At 64.6% G+C, this 17,521-nt stretch carries 13 protein-coding genes; 7 read left to right on the forward strand and 6 right to left on the reverse strand.

Going from position 1 to position 17,521, the window contains the following annotated elements:
* Positions 1 to 26 precede the first annotated feature (26 nt).
* The gene (gene mfd / locus N511_RS0122450) at positions 27 to 3,458 is read right to left on the reverse strand and encodes a transcription-repair coupling factor (protein WP_027681308.1); all 3,432 of its coding nucleotides are present in this window, start codon (positions 3,456 to 3,458) and stop codon (positions 27 to 29) included.
* 172 nt (positions 3,459 to 3,630) lie between these two features.
* Between mfd and ispD the strand changes: the two genes are divergently transcribed.
* Together ispD and ispF are read left to right on the forward strand one after the other, a co-directional pair.
* Complete coding sequence (ispD, locus tag N511_RS0122455; RefSeq protein ID WP_027681309.1) at positions 3,631 to 4,389, forward strand: 2-C-methyl-D-erythritol 4-phosphate cytidylyltransferase; 759 nt, start codon at positions 3,631 to 3,633, stop codon at positions 4,387 to 4,389.
* Positions 4,386 to 4,892, forward strand: coding sequence for a 2-C-methyl-D-erythritol 2,4-cyclodiphosphate synthase (gene ispF / locus N511_RS0122460; protein ID WP_027681310.1), 507 nt, complete (start codon positions 4,386 to 4,388; stop codon positions 4,890 to 4,892). Before ispD ends, ispF begins: the two co-directional genes overlap by 4 nt.
* Positions 4,893 to 4,972: 80 nt before the next feature.
* Here ispF and N511_RS0122465 read toward each other — a convergent pair whose 3' ends face one another.
* From N511_RS0122465 to ompR, 4 genes are all read right to left on the reverse strand, one after another.
* Positions 4,973 to 5,494: a carboxymuconolactone decarboxylase family protein gene (locus N511_RS0122465; RefSeq protein WP_027681311.1), complete on the reverse strand. Its 522-nt coding sequence runs from the start codon at positions 5,492 to 5,494 to the stop codon at positions 4,973 to 4,975.
* A gap of 80 nt (positions 5,495 to 5,574) precedes the next feature.
* Positions 5,575 to 6,123 carry a peroxiredoxin gene (locus N511_RS0122470; RefSeq protein ID WP_027681312.1) on the reverse strand — a complete coding sequence of 183 codons (549 nt, stop codon included), beginning with the start codon at positions 6,121 to 6,123 and terminating at the stop codon, positions 5,575 to 5,577.
* A gap of 295 nt (positions 6,124 to 6,418) precedes the next feature.
* Positions 6,419 to 7,780 carry an ATP-binding protein gene (locus N511_RS0122475; RefSeq protein WP_027681313.1) on the reverse strand — a complete coding sequence of 454 codons (1,362 nt, stop codon included), beginning with the start codon at positions 7,778 to 7,780 and terminating at the stop codon, positions 6,419 to 6,421.
* 33 nt (positions 7,781 to 7,813) lie between these two features.
* Positions 7,814 to 8,536: an osmolarity response regulator transcription factor OmpR gene (gene ompR, locus N511_RS0122480; protein ID WP_004627064.1), complete on the reverse strand. Its 723-nt coding sequence runs from the start codon at positions 8,534 to 8,536 to the stop codon at positions 7,814 to 7,816.
* Between the two features lie 191 nt (positions 8,537 to 8,727).
* Here ompR and N511_RS25120 point away from each other — a divergent pair, with 191 nt between their 5' ends.
* From N511_RS25120 to N511_RS0122495, 3 genes are all read left to right on the forward strand, one after another.
* The gene (locus tag N511_RS25120) at positions 8,728 to 9,174 is read left to right on the forward strand and encodes a hypothetical protein (protein ID WP_081785417.1); all 447 of its coding nucleotides are present in this window, start codon (positions 8,728 to 8,730) and stop codon (positions 9,172 to 9,174) included.
* A 69-nt stretch (positions 9,175 to 9,243) separates the two neighbouring features.
* A complete protein-coding gene (locus N511_RS0122490) occupies positions 9,244 to 10,881 on the forward strand; it encodes a DUF1800 domain-containing protein (RefSeq protein ID WP_027681315.1) in 1,638 nt (545 codons plus the stop codon).
* A 25-nt stretch (positions 10,882 to 10,906) separates the two neighbouring features.
* Positions 10,907 to 12,091, forward strand: coding sequence for a DUF1501 domain-containing protein (locus N511_RS0122495; RefSeq protein ID WP_027681316.1), 1,185 nt, complete (start codon positions 10,907 to 10,909; stop codon positions 12,089 to 12,091).
* Here the strand turns inward: N511_RS0122495 and hpnD are convergent, their stop codons facing one another.
* On the reverse strand, positions 12,092 to 12,925 hold the full coding sequence (gene hpnD, locus N511_RS0122500) for a presqualene diphosphate synthase HpnD (protein ID WP_027681317.1): 834 nt from the start codon (positions 12,923 to 12,925) through the stop codon (positions 12,092 to 12,094).
* Positions 12,926 to 13,111: 186 nt separating this feature from the next.
* On the opposite strand from hpnD, the gene N511_RS0122505 reads away from it, so the two are divergent.
* Positions 13,112 to 14,320 (forward strand): efflux RND transporter periplasmic adaptor subunit, encoded by a 1,209-nt coding sequence (locus N511_RS0122505; RefSeq protein WP_027681318.1) that lies wholly within the window; start codon positions 13,112 to 13,114, stop codon positions 14,318 to 14,320.
* A 42-nt stretch (positions 14,321 to 14,362) separates the two neighbouring features.
* A complete protein-coding gene (locus tag N511_RS0122510; RefSeq protein WP_027681319.1) occupies positions 14,363 to 17,482 on the forward strand; it encodes an efflux RND transporter permease subunit in 3,120 nt (1,039 codons plus the stop codon).
* Positions 17,483 to 17,521 lie beyond the last annotated feature (39 nt).

Below are 17,521 nucleotides of genomic sequence, written 5' to 3' on the forward strand. Positions count from 1 at the left end.
TGTTCTGATCGGCGGATGCTACCGGATCACGCCAATTGCCGCATGGCATGGCGAATCGTCTGCGTCAGCGCGGCGAATTCGGCCGGAATGTTCTCGATGCGCAAGCGATCCTGCCCCGCCAGCTTGATCTGCCGGTTCTTCTGTACGAGATCGATGATCTTGATGGCGTCAACGGGCGGGTTCGGGATGAACTGCAGCGTGACGGCATTCGCGCCCGTGTCGATCTTGCGGATACCCAGCGGCGCGGCGGCAATGCGCAGCCGGTGCGTTTCGATGAGCGATTGCGCCTGCGGCGGCAGCTTGCCGAAACGGTCGATCAGTTCCTCCTGGATGTTGTCGATCGTTTCGCTGCTTTCGCAGTTGGCCAGGCGCTTGTACAGCGACAGGCGTTCCTGGACATCGCCGCAATAATCTTGCGGCAGCAGGGCGGGCGTGCCGAGGTTGATCTCTGTCGTGGCCGCGAGGGGCGCCATCAGGTCGGGTTCCTTGCCGGCCTTCAGCGACTTCACCGCCTGGTTGAGCATGTCGGTGTAGAGCTGGAAGCCGATCTCGGAAATCTCGCCCGATTGCTTGTCGCCCAGCACTTCGCCGGCGCCGCGGATTTCCAGATCGTGCATCGCCAGGTAGAAGCCCGCCCCCAATTCTTCCATCTGCTGAATGGCTTCAAGGCGGCGCTGCGCCTGCTTGGTCAGACCGTCGACGTCGTGCACCAGCAAATACGCATAGGCCTGGTGGTGCGAGCGCCCGACGCGGCCGCGCAACTGGTGCAACTGCGCCAGGCCGAACTTGTCGGCGCGGTGGATCAGGATCGTGTTGGCGGTCGGCACGTCGATGCCGGTTTCGATGATCGTCGTGCACAGCAGGATGTTGGCGCGCTGCGCCACGAAATCGCGCATCACGCGCTCCAGCTCGCGCTCGTGCATCTGGCCGTGCGCCACGACCACGCGCGCTTCCGGAATCAGCTCTTCGAGCTTGGCGCGCTTGTTCTCGATGGTTTCGACCTCGTTGTGCAGGAAGTAGACCTGGCCGCCGCGTTTCAACTCGCGCAGGATGGCCTCGCGCAGCACGCCGTCTTCCTCGCGGCGCAGGAACGTCTTGATGGCCAGACGCTTTTGCGGCGCCGTGGCGATCACCGAGAAATCGCGCAGGCCTTCGAGCGCCATGCCCAGCGTGCGCGGGATCGGCGTGGCGGTGAGCGTGAGCACGTCCACCTCGGCGCGCAGCGTTTTGAGCGCTTCCTTCTGGCGCACGCCAAAGCGATGTTCTTCATCGATGATGACGAGCCCCAGACGGTCGAACTTCACGTCCGGCGAGAGCAGCTTGTGCGTACCGATCACGATGTCGATCGTGCCGGCGTTGATGGCTTCGATCGCGGCGTCGATCTCTTTCTTGTTCTTGAAACGCGAAATCTCGGCAATGCGCACCGGCCAGTCGGCAAAGCGGTCGACCAGCGTCTGGTAATGCTGTTCGGCCAGCAGCGTGGTCGGCGCAAGGATGGCCACCTGTTTGCCGCCCATCACCGCAACAAATGCGGCACGCAGCGCGACTTCCGTCTTGCCGAAGCCGACGTCGCCGCAGACGAGGCGGTCCATCGGCTTGCCCGACGTCATGTCGCCGATCACCGCTGCGATGGCGGCGGCTTGATCGGGTGTTTCTTCAAAGCCGAAGCTCTCGGCAAACGTGGCGTAGTCCTCCGGCGTGAGCGGGAACGCGAAGCCCTGGCGCAGCGCCCGTCGCGCGTACAGGTTCAGCAGTTCGGCGGCCGTATCGCGAATCTGCTGCGCCGCCTTGCGCTTGGCCTTTTCCCACTGGCCGGAGCCGAGCGAATGCAGCGGCGCGGTTTCCGGATCGGCGCCCGAATACCGCGAGATCACGTGCAGTTGATGCACCGGCACGTAAAGCTTGCTGCCCTTGTCGTAGTCGAGGTGCAGGAATTCTTCCTCGCCGTTGCCCATGTCGATGGACACCAGCCCCTGGTAGCGCCCGATGCCGTGTTCGCTGTGGACCACGGGGTCGCCGATCTTCAGCTCGGCCAGATCGCGCACCATCGAATCGACGGCGGTGGCCTGTTCCTGCTTGCGGCGACCGGCGCGGCGCACGGTTTGCGCGTACAGCTCGGTTTCGGTAATGAGCGCGATGCGTTCGTCGCCGAGGATGAAACCCTGGTACAGCGGCGCCACGCCCAGCACGAACTTGGCATCGCCGCTCATCAGGTCGGCGAAGTCCGCGACGCTTTCAGGATGCAGACCGCTGGCGGCCAGCATTTGCGCAAGTGTCTCTCGGCGGCCTGCGGATTCGGCGCAGATCATCACGCGGCAATTGCTGCGCATCAGGAACGATTCCAGATTGACCAGCGGGTCTTCCGCGCGGCGGTTGACGGCCACGTTCGGCAACGGCAGCGAAAGCGGTGCATCGCCGGGCTCCGCGCGCAACACCAGACGTGCGTGCGGCTTGGCGGCGACGAAGAACGCCTCTTCGTCCAGATACAGCGCCGACGGCTGCAGCAGCGGCCGCTCGCGGTCGTGGCGCATGAAGTTGTAGCGCTGCGTGGTGTCGGCCCAGAAGCGGCGCACGGCGCCTTCGATGTCGCCAACGAAGGCAAGATGTGTGGCGCCCGGCAGGTAGTCGAACAGCGTCGCGGTCTCTTCAAAGAACAGCGGCAGGTAATACTCGATGCCGGCGCTCGGTACGCCATTGCCGATGTCTTTATAGATAGGCGAGCGCGTCGGGTCACCCTCGAACACCTCGCGCCAGCGACCGCGGAAGGCCGTGCGCGAGGCCTCGTCCATCGGGAATTCGCGGCCCGGCAGCAGGCGGACTTCGTTGACCGGGTAGAGGCTGCGCTGCGTATCGGGGTCGAACGAGCGGATGGTCTCGATTTCGTCGCCAAACAGGTCAAGCCGATATGGCAGCGGCGAGCCCATCGGGAACAAGTCGATCAGGCCGCCGCGCACGGAGTATTCGCCTGGGCGCATCACGGCGCTGACGTGCTCGTAGCCGGCCAGCGTGAACTGCGCTTTGAGCGCCGCCTCGTCCAGCTTTTCGCCCTTTTTGAAGAAGAACGTGTAGGCCGCCAGGAACGATGGCGGCGCCACGCGTTGCAGCGCCGTGGAGGCCGGCACGAGGAGGATGTCGCACGCACCGTTCTGCAGGTCATGCAGCGTCGCAAGCCGCTCGGAGATCAAATCCTGGTGCGGCGAGAAATTGTCGTATGGCAGCGTTTCCCAGTCCGGTAGCAGCTTCACGCGTGCCTGCGGGGCAAACCAGCGTAGCTCCTCCGCCAGGCGCTGAGCATCGACGGCATTGGCGCAGACCACCGCCAGCATCGGCACGGCGGCGCGATGCTGCTCGAGGTAGCGCGCCAGCAGCAGGGCATCTGCCGCCCCCTGCAGGCCGCTGAAGACGAAGCGCGAGCCCGGTTTGACGGCGGGCAGGGCGGAGAGCGAAAAATCGGACATGAGGCGTGAGGTTGTGTGGGGCACGACTGCAAGACAAAGCACGACACCCCGCCGGCATGTGCAGGCGGGGTGTCGTGACGCAGACCGCTATTATAAAATCCGCGCCAGTCGCGCGCTTGGCGAGGGCAAAACCCACGCAAATGCTGCGCCCACGTTCACTTTCCCGCCTGTCATGTCGATTTCCCACCCTGGCCGACGCCGTTTTGCGCTGATTCCCTCGGCCGGCACCGGCTCGCGCGCCGGCGGCGATCTGCCCAAGCAATATCAGGCGATTGCCGGGCGGCCGATGCTCTGGCATACCGCGCAGGCGTTCCTGGCAAGCCCCGAAATCGACACCGTGCTGGTGGTGACGACGCCCGGCGCACAGCCGCTGGTGCAGCGCTTTCCCGACGGTGGTTTCGATGCGCCCAAGCTGGTGGAGGTCGATTGCGGCGGCGATTCACGCCACGCATCCGTCACGCATGGGCTGGCGGCATTGCGCGGCCTGGGTGCACACGATGACGACTGGGTGCTCGTGCACGATGCGGCGCGCCCGGGCCTGACGCCGGGCCTGATCGCGCGTTTGGTCTCGGTGGTGGAGGCCGAAGGCACGCAAGCTGCGGGGGGCATCCTTGCGCTGCCCGTGGCCGACACGCTCAAACGCGCCGACGCAGCCCAGCACATCGACGCGACCGTGCCGCGCGACGGCCTGTGGCAAGCGCAGACGCCGCAGATGTTTCCACTCGGGCTGCTGGAGCGCGCCTTGCGGGAAGCGCTGCTGCAACATCGCATCGTCACCGATGAAGCCAGCGCGATTGAAGCTGCCGGTCACTCGCCGCTGCTTGTGCCGGGGGCGCTGCGCAACTTCAAGGTGACGTATCCCGACGATTTCGCGCTCGCCGAGGCCATCCTCGCGCAGGGCGCACAACCGAACGAGGCATCGCAAGCATGAACTGGATGGACATCCGCATTGGCCAGGGCTACGACGTGCACGCGCTGGTGGAGGGCCGCAAGCTGATCCTGGGCGGCGTGGAGATTCCGCACACACGCGGGCTGCTCGGCCACTCCGACGCCGATGCGCTGCTGCATGCGATTACCGATGCGCTGTTCGGCGCCGCCGGCCTGGGCGACATTGGCCGGCACTTTCCCGACACCGATCCGGCCTTTGCCGGCGCCGACAGCCGCGTGCTGCTGCGCGAAGCCGTGCGCCGCGTGCACAAGGCCGGTTATGCGATCGGCAATGTCGATGCCACCGTCATCGCGCAGAAGCCGAAGCTCGCGCCGCATGTGCCCGGCATGGTGGCCAATCTTGCGGAAGACTTGGGCATTGCGCCCGAGCGTTGCAACGTCAAGGCCAAGACGAACGAGAAGCTCGGCTTCGAAGGCAAGGAGGAAGGCATCGTCGCGCAGGCGGTGGTGTTGATCTATCGCGCAGAAGCCGCCGAGCAGGACTGAGTTCCCGCCGCATCGCGCAACGCAAAACGGCAGCACCGGAGCGAATCGGGCTGCCGTTTTTCGTTTGTGCAATCGGCGCGTTACTCGGCGGCGATGACCTGCGCCGCCGCGTTGATGACAGCCGCAATGCGGCCGACATCGCGCAATTGCTGCGCGCTCATGCCCTGGTGATTCTTCAGCAAGTCGTAGTGCGATTTGATACAGAAATGGCATTTGCCGATGATGGACGCGGCGAGGGCGTACATCTCGAACCTGCGCTTGTCGACGCCGCCATTGTTGGCGTAGGCGTTCATCCGCAACTCGGCTTTCTGCTGCGCCAGGTCGGAATCGTCGGCCATCTCGACGTACGGATACCAGACGTTGTTCATGCCCATCAGGGCAGCCGCGGTCAGCGCGCCGTTCACCTCCTCGGGCGACAGCACCCCGGCATTGCGGATGGCGTCGGTCAGCACCTTGCTCTTCGCGGCAAACGCGGCCGCCAATGCGACGCCGACCGGATCATTGCCTTCCAGCGAAGAGCGTGCAATCGTGCCGTCCAGATTCAGGCGGATGTCTTTGGCGTAGTCGGGAATCCGGCTTTTGAGCGTCTGCAAAAATTCCATGAGTGCCTCCCGTCAGCAGCACCGAAAAGGAAAGCCCGCGGCAAAAGCGGGCTTCGGCTGAGTAGGGCGCCGCGCGGCCGTTACAGCGTCGAGCCGCCGACTGCGCGGTTGCACGGGCACAGTTCGTCCGTTTGCAGGCCGTCGAGAATGCGCAGCACTTCGTCCGGGTTGCGGCCTACGTTGAGGTTGTTGACCGACACGTGCTGGATGACGTTGTCCGGGTCGACGATGAACGTGGCGCGCAATGCCACGCCGGCTTCGTGCTCGCGTACGCCAAGCTGGTCGACCAGGGCACCCGTGGAATCCGCAAAGGACCACTGGTTGAGCTTGTTCAGGTCTTTGTGCTCGCGGCGCCATGCGAGCTTGACGAATTCATTGTCGGTGGAGCCGCCAAGCACGATCGTGTCGCGGTCGGCAAAGTCGTCGTTCAGTTTGGCGAAGGCGACGATTTCGGTCGGGCAGACAAAGGTGAAGTCCTTCGGATAGAAGAAGATGACTTTCCATTTACCGGGGAACGAGGTTTCGGTGATGTCTTCGAACGCCGACTCGCCGTTCTCTTCGTGATTGTTGAACCCGGGCTTGACGCCGACGACCTTGAACGGTTCGAGCTTGTCACCAATGGTCTTCATGAGCTTCTCCTGGAGTTGTGTGGCAATGGGTACGGAACCCAAACGGGGATTTGCAGACACACGCTCACCGGCCGCCCGGGGTCCGATTGGGGAAACGGACGGAGACGAAGAACGCGCAGGCGCGCAGCCTGGCGGCTGGAGTATTGGCGATGATTTCAAAACCGGCCAATTGATATTCTCAACGCCAGCCATAGCGCTGCCTGCCGCCGCACCTTATCGGCGACGCATGACAGTGGTGGGAAGCAGGGGGTGTGCCCGGATGTGCCGGGAAGCGCCAGCCCGGCGGTGTGCGTGATCAGGCGCGCGAGTAGCAGGCGCTGACGAGCAGTCCGGTTTCGGGCGGTGTGCGGTTCTCGAGCGCAAGCCGGCCGCCGCTGCGCTGCAAGATGCGATTGACGATCGACATGCCAAGCCCGGCGCCCTTGGCTTCGCTGCGTGCTGATTCGAGGCGGTAGAACGGCCGGGTGAGCAACGCAAGCTGATCCGTCGGCACACCCGCACCGCGATCGGCCACGCACAATACAACCTCGTTGCCTTGCAGGAACGTGCTGACGGTAATTTCGGCGCGGTTCGTGCCGGGCGTCTTGCCGTAGCGCCGTGCGTTTTCGATCAGGTTGTCGAGAATGCGCTGCGTTTCCATGCGGTTGCAGCGGGCGATGGCTTCGGGCGCGAGTTTGAGCGTGAGGTCGATGTCGTCGTGTGCGGAGTAGACGGGCGCCGTGTCGCGCACGAGTTCGGTCAGGTCGACGTCTTCGAGCATCTCGCCGCTGGGGCGCGCGTAGTCAAGGAACTGGCCGATGATCGCGTCCATCTGCTCGATGTCGGCCACCATCAGTTCGCGCGTCTGCTCGTCGACCGGGCTCATCTCGGTTTCCAGGCGCAGGCGGGTGAGCGGCGTGCGCAGGTCGTGCGAGATGCCGGCCAGCATGACGGCGCGGTCGGCTTCAAGCTGCTTCAGGTCACGCACCATCTGGTTGAAGCTGTGATTTGCCTGCGCCACTTCGGTGCCGCCGCCTTCGGGCAATGCCTTCGGGTCCTCCCCGGCACTGATGGCGCGCGCCGTATCGGCCAGACGCTTGAGTGGCTGGTTCACGCGTGACGTAATGAACGCCGCGCCCAGCACCGACAACACCAGCGCTGCCATCGACCACCACAGCCATTGCAGCCCAGGCACGTGCTCGAAACGGTCCGGGCTGATGGCGACCCAGTAGTCGTCGCCCTCGATCTGGAAGCTCACCCACACGCCCGGGATGTCGTTGACGGCCGTGGCGATCACCGCGTCGGCACCGAGCCGGTTGCGGATTTCCTGCTGGACAAGCTGCGTCAGATACGGGTTGGTGTGCGGTTCGCGGTATTCGTCTTCCTTCTCGCGCGGGTAGACCTTGATGCCCTCGTTCTGCACGAGATCGAGCAAGAGGAAGCGGCGTCGCGACGGATCCGAATACAGCAGTGCCGCCCGCGTGAGCTTGACCACGCTGACCACCTGCATGGCGATCTGCTGCGCGCGCGGCTCACGCTCGAAAATACGGAAGCTCTGGAACCACACGCCCAGAGAGATCGCGATCAGCAATGCGATCAGCATGAAGGTTCGCCAGAACAGCGAACCAAACACACTGATCAGCAGACGCCGCAACGCGGCCGGACGCGGGATGCGCAAGTCGGATGCGGAAAAGAAGGGTTGCCCGGACGCTTACTTGGCGCCGTCGGGAATGAACACGTAGCCCAGGCCCCACACGGTCTGGATGAAGCGCGGGTTGCTGGCGTCGGGTTCGATCAGCTTGCGCAGGCGCGAAATCTGCACGTCAAGGCTGCGGTCGAACACTTCGTATTCGCGGCCGCGCGCCATTTCCATCAGCTTCTCGCGCGATAGGGGTTGGCGCGGATGGCGTGCAAACACCTTGAGCACGGAGAATTCGCCCGTCGTGAGCGTGATCTCTTCGTCGTTTTTCTTGAGCGTGCGCGTGGCCAGGTTGAGGACGAAATCGCCAAAGGCGAACGTTTCCGGCGTCTCCGACGGCGCACCCGGGATTTCGGCCGGGCCGCGGCGGCGCAGCACGGCGTGGATGCGCGCAATCAGTTCGCGGGGGTTGAACGGCTTGGGGAGGTAATCGTCCGCGCCCATTTCAAGGCCGACAATGCGGTCGACGTCTTCGCCCTTGGCGGTGAGCATGATGATCGGCGTCTGATCGTTGGCGCCGCGCAGGCGACGGCAGATCGACAAGCCGTCTTCACCGGGCATCATCAGGTCGAGCACCAGCAGGTCGAAGCGCTCGCGCAGCCAGAGTTTGTTCATGGCCGTGGCGTTTTCCGCCACCAGCACGGTGAAGCCCTGTTCCCCCAGGTAGCGGCGCAGCAAGTCGCGCAGGCGGGGGTCGTCGTCGACGACGAGAATCTTTTGACCGGAATTTTCCATGGCGCTTATGGTAACGACAAAAACATGGGCCCAATCGACAACAGGAGGCAGTAAAAGCCCAATTGAAACAGACGGTTACATTATTTACCGAGTCACGCGAACAGTCTGTAGGACGCGCAGCTACACTGCCTTGGCAGTTCCTCGCAACGGTTTGGGGTCTGTTTCCCCCCTGCGGAGGGGACTGGCGTGCAATGCGGTTGCCTGTTATCGATTGTCGCGCAATGATGCATGGCGCATCGGTTTCCAGCAACAAAGACGTGGCTTCTCAACTCCCTTTTTCGAATCGCTTAGTGATGTTTCGGCGGCGCGCGGCGCTGTTGACCTGTGTTCTTGCCCTCTGTGCGGCCGGCTCGCAGGCGCACGCGCGCGGCGATCGCGGTGGCTTTGGCGGATTCGGCGGCTTTTTCGGCGGCGGGCATGCGATGCAGGCCGGCGCACAGGAAAAAAGGGGCGGGCAGGGTCCGGCGCGCGGCCATGGCGGCGATGAACGTAGCCGCCGCGCCGCTGCGATGGAAAACCGCCGTGGTGAGAATGCCGATCGTGGGTCTGGGCAACGCAAGCTGTCTCCCGAGGAACGCAAGCAATTGCGTCAGAACATCTATGACGTCACGCGGGATATCTACCACCGTGGCGGCTAGATAGGGGCCGAGGAACGGCGCACGAGTCGCTGCCCCGGCAAAGCGGTAGGGTCGTTTCGGGGGACCGACATGCGAATCCGTAGCACCACGATCTTCTTGGCGCTGGCAGCGGCCGGCGCATTCTCACTGCAGACCGCGCATGCGGTCACGCAGGGCAAACAGCATCGCCACACCGCGCAGGGCAAGGCACCCGCTGCCGACGAGCAGCGCCTGGACCGCGACGATGCGCGCTATTTCCTGACCCGCGTCGGCTTTGCGCCTTCCGAGAACGAACTCGATGCCTACGCCGGGCTCACGCACCGCGAGGCTGTCGATCGCGTCCTTGCCCAGACGGGCACCGTCGCCACGCAAGCGCCCCCGGCGTGGGTGAACGAGCCGATCGTCCCCTACAACAAACTGCCCGATGAAGACGCCCGCAAGGCGGCGCGCCAGAAGAATGCCGCGCACGAGCTGGAATTGCGTGCCTGGTGGATGGGCGAGATGATCAAGACGCCGTCGCCGCTGACAGAGCGCATGACGCTGTTCTGGCACAACCATTTCGTTTCCAGCTCGCAGAAGGTGCCGTTCGCGCAGTTGATGTATCGGCAGAACGTGCTGCTGCGGCAGAACGCGGTCGGCAACTTCGGCACGATGCTGCACGCCATCGGCAAAGACCCGGCGATGCTGATTTATCTGGACGGTGCCGAGAGCCGCAAGGGCAAGCCGAACGAGAACTTCGCGCGGGAAGTGATGGAGCTGTTCACGCTCGGCGAGGGGCATTACACCGAGCAGGACATCAAGGAGGCCGCGCGCACCTACACGGGCTGGAGCATCGATCGCGAGCACGATTTCGCCTACATCTGGCGGCCGCAGATTCACGACACGGGCGTGAAGACGGTGTTCGGCCAGAGCGGCGATTACGACGGCGACCAGATGCTCGACATCCTGCTGTCTCGCCCAGAGACGGCCAATTTCATCGTCTCCAAGCTCTGGCGCGAGTTTATTTCGCCCGATGTCGACGCAGCACAGGCGCAGCGCGTGGCCGACGCGTTTCGCGCGAGCGGCTATGACATCAAGGTGGCGCTGCGCGGGCTGTTCTTGACGCCGGCGTTCTGGGCGCCGCAATCGCATGCGACGCTGGTGAAGTCGCCGGTGGAGATGATCGTCGGCACGCTCAAGCAGTTCAACGTGCAGTACACCGACCCGACGCCGTTTGCCATCAAGTCCGCGCAGCTCGGGCAGAACCTGCTGGCCCCGCCCAACGTGAAGGGCTGGCCCGGCGGCGATGCGTGGATCAACGCGACGACGTTGCTGGGGCGCAAGCAGTTTCTCGATCAACTCTTCCGCTCGACGGAGATGAAGGCGCCGTCAGCCCAGCAGCAGGCCCAGCAGCAAGCCCAGCAACAGAAACCCGGCGTGATGATGGCCGCCATGCGCGAAGACCTGAAGCAGGGCGGCGCCGTGCAGGGTCTGGGCCAGGCGCTCAAGGGCATGGGGCAGGAGGGCCGCTTCAAGCTGGCGCAGTCGCAGACGATGGTGTCGTTCAACTCGGCCAAGTGGCTCGCACAGTTTGGCGCGGATGGCGATGATCCACCGCAGCTGGCGCCGCGCATTTCGATCCAGCGCGCCGTGTTGCCCATCGAACCGACCGCGCCGATTCCCGTCAAGCTGGCCGGTACGGCGTACCTGCGTACGCTGATGATGGACCCGGCTTACCAGTTGAAGTAACGCCACCGCCGCAGGAGCACACATCATGGAACGTCGCGATTTTCTGAAGGCAGGCGCCATGCTCGGCATGGGTGGCGCAGTACCGGGGATTGTCTTCGCGCAAGGGCAGGATAAGCGCAAGGGCTACGGCAACCTCCTCATCCTCATCGAACTGAAGGGCGGCAACGACGGACTGAACACCGTGGTGCCGTACACGAGCGCGCAGTATTACGCACTGCGCCCGCGCATCGCCATCAAGCGGGAACAGGTGCTGCAGTTGGATGACCGCTACGGGCTGCATCCGTCTTTGCAGGCGATGATGCCGCTGTGGCAGGCGGGGGAATTGTCGGTGGTGCAGGGGTTGTCGTATCCGCAGCCGAATCTCTCGCATTTCCGCTCGATCGAAATCTGGGACACGGCGTCGCGCTCCGACCAATACTTGCGCGAAGGCTGGCTGACGCGAGCGTTTGCCGCGCAGCCGGTGCCGGCATCGTTCGGCGCCGATGGCGTGATCATCGGCAGTGCCGACCTGGGGCCCCTCGACGGCGGCGCACGCGCGGTCGCACTCGCCAATCCCGATGCATTCCTCAACGAAGCCAAGCTGGCGATGCCTTCGCACGCAATGGGCAACGCCACGCTCGCGCACGTGCTGAAGGTCGAGGCGGATATCGTCAAGGCGGCCGACGGACTGCGCCCGAAATCCGGCAAGTTCGCGTTCCAGACGCGCTTTCCTGACGGCGGTTTCGGCAACTCGATCAAGGCGGCGATGCAGGTGGTGGCGGCCCCGGGCCATGGCGGCGCGGACGTCGCCGTGGTGTGCCTGTCGCTGGGTAGCTTTGATACCCATACCAATCAGCAAGGCACCCAGGCGAACCTGCTGCGGCAGTTGGGCGACGGCATCGCTTCACTCAAGAGCGCGTTGACCGAGTTGGGCCGTTGGAACGACACGCTGATCGTCACGTACTCGGAGTTTGGTCGCCGCCCGCGCGAAAACCTGAACAGCGGTACGGATCACGGCACGGCGGCCGCGCATTTCGTGGCCGGCGGCCGCGTGAAGGGCGGGCTGGCGGGACAGGGGCCAATGCTTGAACGGCTGGACGGCGGCGGCAATCTCGACCCGTCGGTCGATTTCCGCTCGCTTTATGCCACGGTGCTGGAGCGTTGGTGGGGGATGGATTCGCAGCCGGTGCTGGCGGGGCGGTTTGCGCCGCTCGATCTCATCAAGGCCTGATCAACCGCGGATCTGCGTCTTCCAAGCCAGCCACAGCTTGCGCAGCGGCGTCAGGTCCGTGCGCTGCGTGAGCACCTGGAAGCCGTCCGCTTCCACCTCGTCGAGGAGGCGCATGGCGAGCACGCCGCGAATCAGCGCCGAGCGCTGGGCGCGGCGGTCTTCGGCCGGCAGCGCGGCGAGTGCTTCCTTGTACGTTGCCCGGGCGCGCTCAGCCTGAAAGGTCATCAACGGCTTGAAGCCTTCTGCATACCGGCGATTGAACAGATCGGCGGCCGGTACGTTGAAGCGCTGCAGCTCATCCACGGGGATGTAGACGCGGTTGTGCCGCACGTCTTCGCCCAGGTTCCGGATGAAGTGGACAAGCTGTTCGGTCAGCGCCATCAGCCGCGCGAATTCCAGTGTGCGTGCATGCGTCTGTCCGGCAATGCGAGCCATCAGCCGGCCTGCCACGCCTGCTACCTGATCGCCGTGGCGGCGCAGGTTGGGCCAATCCAGATAGCGGTTCTGCATGGCATCCGCCTCGACGCCGGCCAGCAATTCACCCAGATGCACCGCGCCGATGTCGTAGCGGGCCAGATGCGGCTGCAAGGCTTTTGCGGCCGGATGCTCGGGGCGGCCCTCGAACAGCCGCGCAAGCTCCTGTCGCCACCACTGCAGTTTCGATTGCACGACCGCCGGGTCGCTGGCGTCGCGCACGGCGTCTTCCAGCTCACGGCGCACGGCTTCCAGGGCGATCGTCGCGCGGCGGCGTTCGGGCGTCAGAAACAATACGCTGTAGTACACGTCGCTGCCGGGCGGTGCGGCCTTGTCGGCGCAGTAGTCGTCGGGGGTCACGGAAAGGGCCGTCGTGGTGAGGTTTTAAGCAGGGCGGCCATTCTACAGCGCGTTGCGGTGCAGCATGCCGTAAAGCCTTGCCTGAGCACTTGCCAAGAAAAGTCAATCGGACGCGGCCGTGTCGTTGACCCTGCGCATTGCCGTGGGTATATTACTGACCGGTCAGTTATTTACTGAGAGCGTGTCATGCCAGCGTTGCGTTTGCCGTACCCGCATTCCGACTTCACCGGTTTCTCCGACACGCGGTCTCGGCCGCGCCGGCGTTCATTGCCGACAGCGGTATCGGTGGCTTTGCTGACCGGCGCGGCGCTGCTGGCCGGCTGCAGCAAGGATGCGCCCAAGGCGCCCGACGTGCGCCCCGTGCGGACCATGACGGTGACCAGCGAGCAGGGCGCCGGCACCGCGGAATTCTCCGGCGACGTCCGCCCGCGCATCGAATCGCGCCTGGGCTTCCGCGTGCCGGGCAAGATCGTCGCCCGGCTCATGGACGTTGGCGCCACCGTCAAGAAGGGCCAGGTGCTCGCGCGGTTGGACCCGACCGACCTGGCACTCGCCCAGCAATCGGCTCAAGCGCAGTTGTCGGCTGCCAAGACCGACCGCGATCTGGCCGCAGCCGATCTCAAGCGCTATTCCGAACTGTTCGCAAAGGGCTTCATCAGCGCGGCGGAACAGCAGCGCCATCAAGCCAACTATGACGCCGCGCAGGCCCGCTACGAGCAAGCCGGGGCCGGCTATCGCAACCAGGTGAATCAAGCCGGCTATGCCACGCTCGAAGCCGACGCGGATGGCGTGGTGACGGGCGTCGACGCCGAAGTCGGGCAGGTGGTGTCCGCGGGTCAACCAGTCGTGCGTGTGGCCCAGACGGCCGAGAAGGAAGTCGTGGTCGGCATTCCCGAGGATCAGGTCGATACGCTGCGCAAGTCGCCCGAGGTGAGCGTGAAGCTGTGGGCGGATCAGTCGCGCAGCATTCCGGCCAAGGTGCGTGAGATTGCGCCAGCGGCTGACCCGGTCACCCGCACTTACACCGTGAAGATTTCGGTACCGAACCCGCCGCCTGAACTGAAGCTCGGCATGACGGCGGTGGCGACGTTCGTGCGGCCCGGCGGGGGGGGTGATAGCGGCGGCATGGGCGTACGCGTGCCGATCAGCGCGCTACTCCAGGATCAAGGCAAGAACGTCGTGTGGCTGTACGACGCTGCATCGCAGACGGTCAAGCCTGTGCCGGTGACGGTGGGTGCGCCGCGCGATAACGTGCTGCTGGTCACAAGCGGGCTCCAGCCCGGCCAGACCATCGTGACCGCCGGCGTGCACCTGCTCAAGGCAGGTCAGAAGGTGATGCCGATGGCGCCAGCCGATCAGCCGTCGGCGCAGTCCGCCATCACACCGCGCCGGTAAGCCGCAACCGGCTCCCGCCCCAACACGCCAACCTTCGCGCGTATGGAACATTCCCGTTTCAACCTGTCACGCTGGGCGCTTGAACATCAGCCGCTCACGCGCTTCTTGCTGGTGGCGCTGTTGCTCGGCGGCATCTTTGCGTATTCCAAGCTCGGGCAGGATGAAGATCCGCCCTTCACCTTCCGCGCGATGGTCGTGCAGGCCTTCTGGCCCGGCGCCACGGCCGAGCAGATGTCGCGCCAGGTGACCGACAAGATCGAGAAGGCGCTGCAGGAAGTACCGTACGCCTGGAAGATCCGCAGCTACTCCAAGCCTGGCGAAACGCTCGTCACCTTCCAGCTGGCCGACACGTCGCCCGCCAAGGAAACGCAGCAGCTTTGGTACACGGTGCGCAAGAAAGTGGGCGATATCGCGCCGACCTTGCCGCAAGGCGTGCGCGGGCCGTACTTCAACGATGATTTCGGCGACGTGTATGGCTCGATCTATGCGCTGTCCGCCGATGGCTTTACGTACCGCCAGCTCAACGACTACGCCGATGCGATCCGCCAGCAGCTGCTGCGCGTGCCGAACGTCGCCAAGGTGGAACTGCTGGGCGACCAGGACGAAAAGATCTACATCGAGTTCCAGCAGGCGAAGCTGTCGCAGATGGGGCTCGACATCAACAGCATCGCCACGCAGATCAGCCAGCAGAACAACATCGGCCCCAGCGGCGTGCTGGTCACGCCGACTGACAACGTGCAGATCCGCCTGTCGGGCCAGTTTTCGGACATCCGCGATCTGGAAAACCTGACGCTGCGCGGCCCCGGCGGCACGACGAATATCCGCCTGGGCGACATCGCCACGGTCAAGCACGGTTACGTAGACCCGCCGCACGCCAAGATGCGCTTCAACGGCAAGGAGGTGATCGGCCTGGGCATCTCGATGACCAAGGGCGGCGACATCATCCAGCTCGGCAAGGACTTGCGCGCCACGGTCGACAAGATCCGCGCAAAGCTGCCGATGGGCATCGAGATGCAGCAGGTGCAGAACCAGCCGAAATCGGTGCAGAGTTCGGTGGGCGAGTTCGTGCACGTGCTGATCGAGGCGGTGGTGATCGTGCTGGGCGTGAGTTTTCTCTCGCTCGGGTTGCATACCAAGCCGAAGCTGCGCATCGACGTGTGGCCGGGCCTGGTGGTGGGCCTGACGATCCCGCTGGTGCTGGCGGTGACGTTCTTGTTCATGAACATCTTCGACATCGGCCTGCACAAGATCTCGCTCGGTGCGCTGATCATCGCCCTGGGCCTGCTGGTGGACGACGCGATCATCGCGGTCGAAATGATGGTGCGCAAGCTGGAAGAGGGCTTCTCCAAGATGGAGGCGGCCACCTTCGCGTACACGTCGACCGCCATGCCGATGCTGACCGGCACGCTGATCACCGCCACGGGTTTCCTGCCGGTGGGGCTGGCGCGCTCGACGGTGGGTGAATACACGTTCGGCATTTTTGCGGTGACGGCGCTGGCGCTGGTGCTTTCGTGGTTTGCGGCAGTGGTGTTTGTGCCGTATCTGGGTTTCCTGCTGCTGCGGACGAAATCGCATGTGGAGGGCGGCGGGCACCACGAGCTGTTCGACACGCCGTTCTACAACCGCTTCCGCGGCTGGGTGAACTGGTGCGTGGAGTACCGCAAGACGGTGATCGTCATCACGCTGGTGGCGTTCGGGCTGGGCGTGTTCGGCTTCAAGTATGTCGAGAAGCAGTTCTTCCCCGATTCGAGCCGCCCGGAACTGATGGTCGAGCTGTGGCTGCCGGAGGGCTCCAGCTTCAACCAGACCGAAGCCGAAGCCAAACGCTTTGAGGCGCTGATGCGCAAGGAGCAGAACGTTGACAGCGTGACGCTGTTCATCGGCTCCGGCGCGCCGCGCTTCTACCTGCCGCTGGACCAGATTCTTCCGCAGACGAACGTGGCGCAGGCCATCGTGATGCCCACGTCGCTGGAGGCGCGCGAGGGTGTGCGGCAACACGTGATCGGGTTGCTCAAGTCGCAATTCCCGCATCTGCGCGGCCGCGTCAAGCTGCTGCCGAACGGGCCGCCGGTGCCGTATCCGGTGCAGTTCCGCGTGATGGGCCCGGACATTGGCGGGGTGCGCAAGATTGCCGATCAGGTCAAGGCCATCATGAGCGCCAATCCGAACACCGTCGGCGTGAACGACAACTGGAACGAGAACGTCAAGGTGCTGCGCCTGGACATCGACCAGGACAAGGCGCGCGCGCTCGGCGTGTCGACCGGCTCCATCTCGCAGGTCACGCAGACGGTGATGTCCGGCGCGCCCATCGCCCAATACCGCGACGGCGACAAGCTGCTCGACATCGTGATGCGTCCGCAGGAAGACGAGCGCAACACGCTCGACGCACTGCAGCGCGTGCAAGTCCCGACCGGCAGTGGCCGCACGGTGCCTCTGACGCAGGTGGCGCGAGTTGGTTTTGCGTGGGAACCCGGCGTGATCTGGCGCGAGAACCGCGACTACGGCATCACCGTGCAATCCGACGTGGTGGACGGCGTGCAGGGCCCGACCGTAACAGCGCAGATCAACCCCTTGCTGGATAAGATCCGCGCCGACTTGCCGCCGGATTACCAGATCAAGATTGCTGGCGCAGAAGAGGAAAGCGCCAACGCGGGTGCGTCCATCGCTGCGCAGATGCCGCTCTGCATCTTCATCATCTTCACGCTGCTGATGCTGCAGCTGCACAGCTTCTCGCGCTCGGTGATGGTGTTCCTGACGGGGCCGCTGGGGCTGATTGGCGCGGCAGCCACGTTGCTGCTGCTGCGCGCGCCGATGGGCTTCGTTGCGCAACTCGGCATTACTGCGCTGATCGGGATGATCATCCGCAACTCGGTCATTCTGGTGGACCAGATCGAACAGGATGTGGCGGCCGGCGTGCCGACGTGGAACGCCATCGTCGAGGCAGCCGTGCGTCGGTTCCGTCCGATCATCCTGACCGCGGCGGCGGCCGTGCTGGCAATGATTCCGCTGTCGCGCAGCGTGTTCTGGGGGCCGATGGCCGCCGCCATCATGGGTGGTCTGATCATCGCCACGGTGTTGACGCTGTTGTTCCTGCCGGCGCTGTATGCGGCGTGGTTCCGCGTCAAGCGGCCCGAGGCGCAAGCGGCGGCCCCGACGGTCTGACTGACGGTCGAGCCCGGCAGCCGGTGCGAGGGAGGGGAC

This window comes from Ralstonia sp. UNC404CL21Col (assembly GCF_000620465.1).
Classification (GTDB): domain Bacteria; phylum Pseudomonadota; class Gammaproteobacteria; order Burkholderiales; family Burkholderiaceae; genus Ralstonia; species Ralstonia flatus.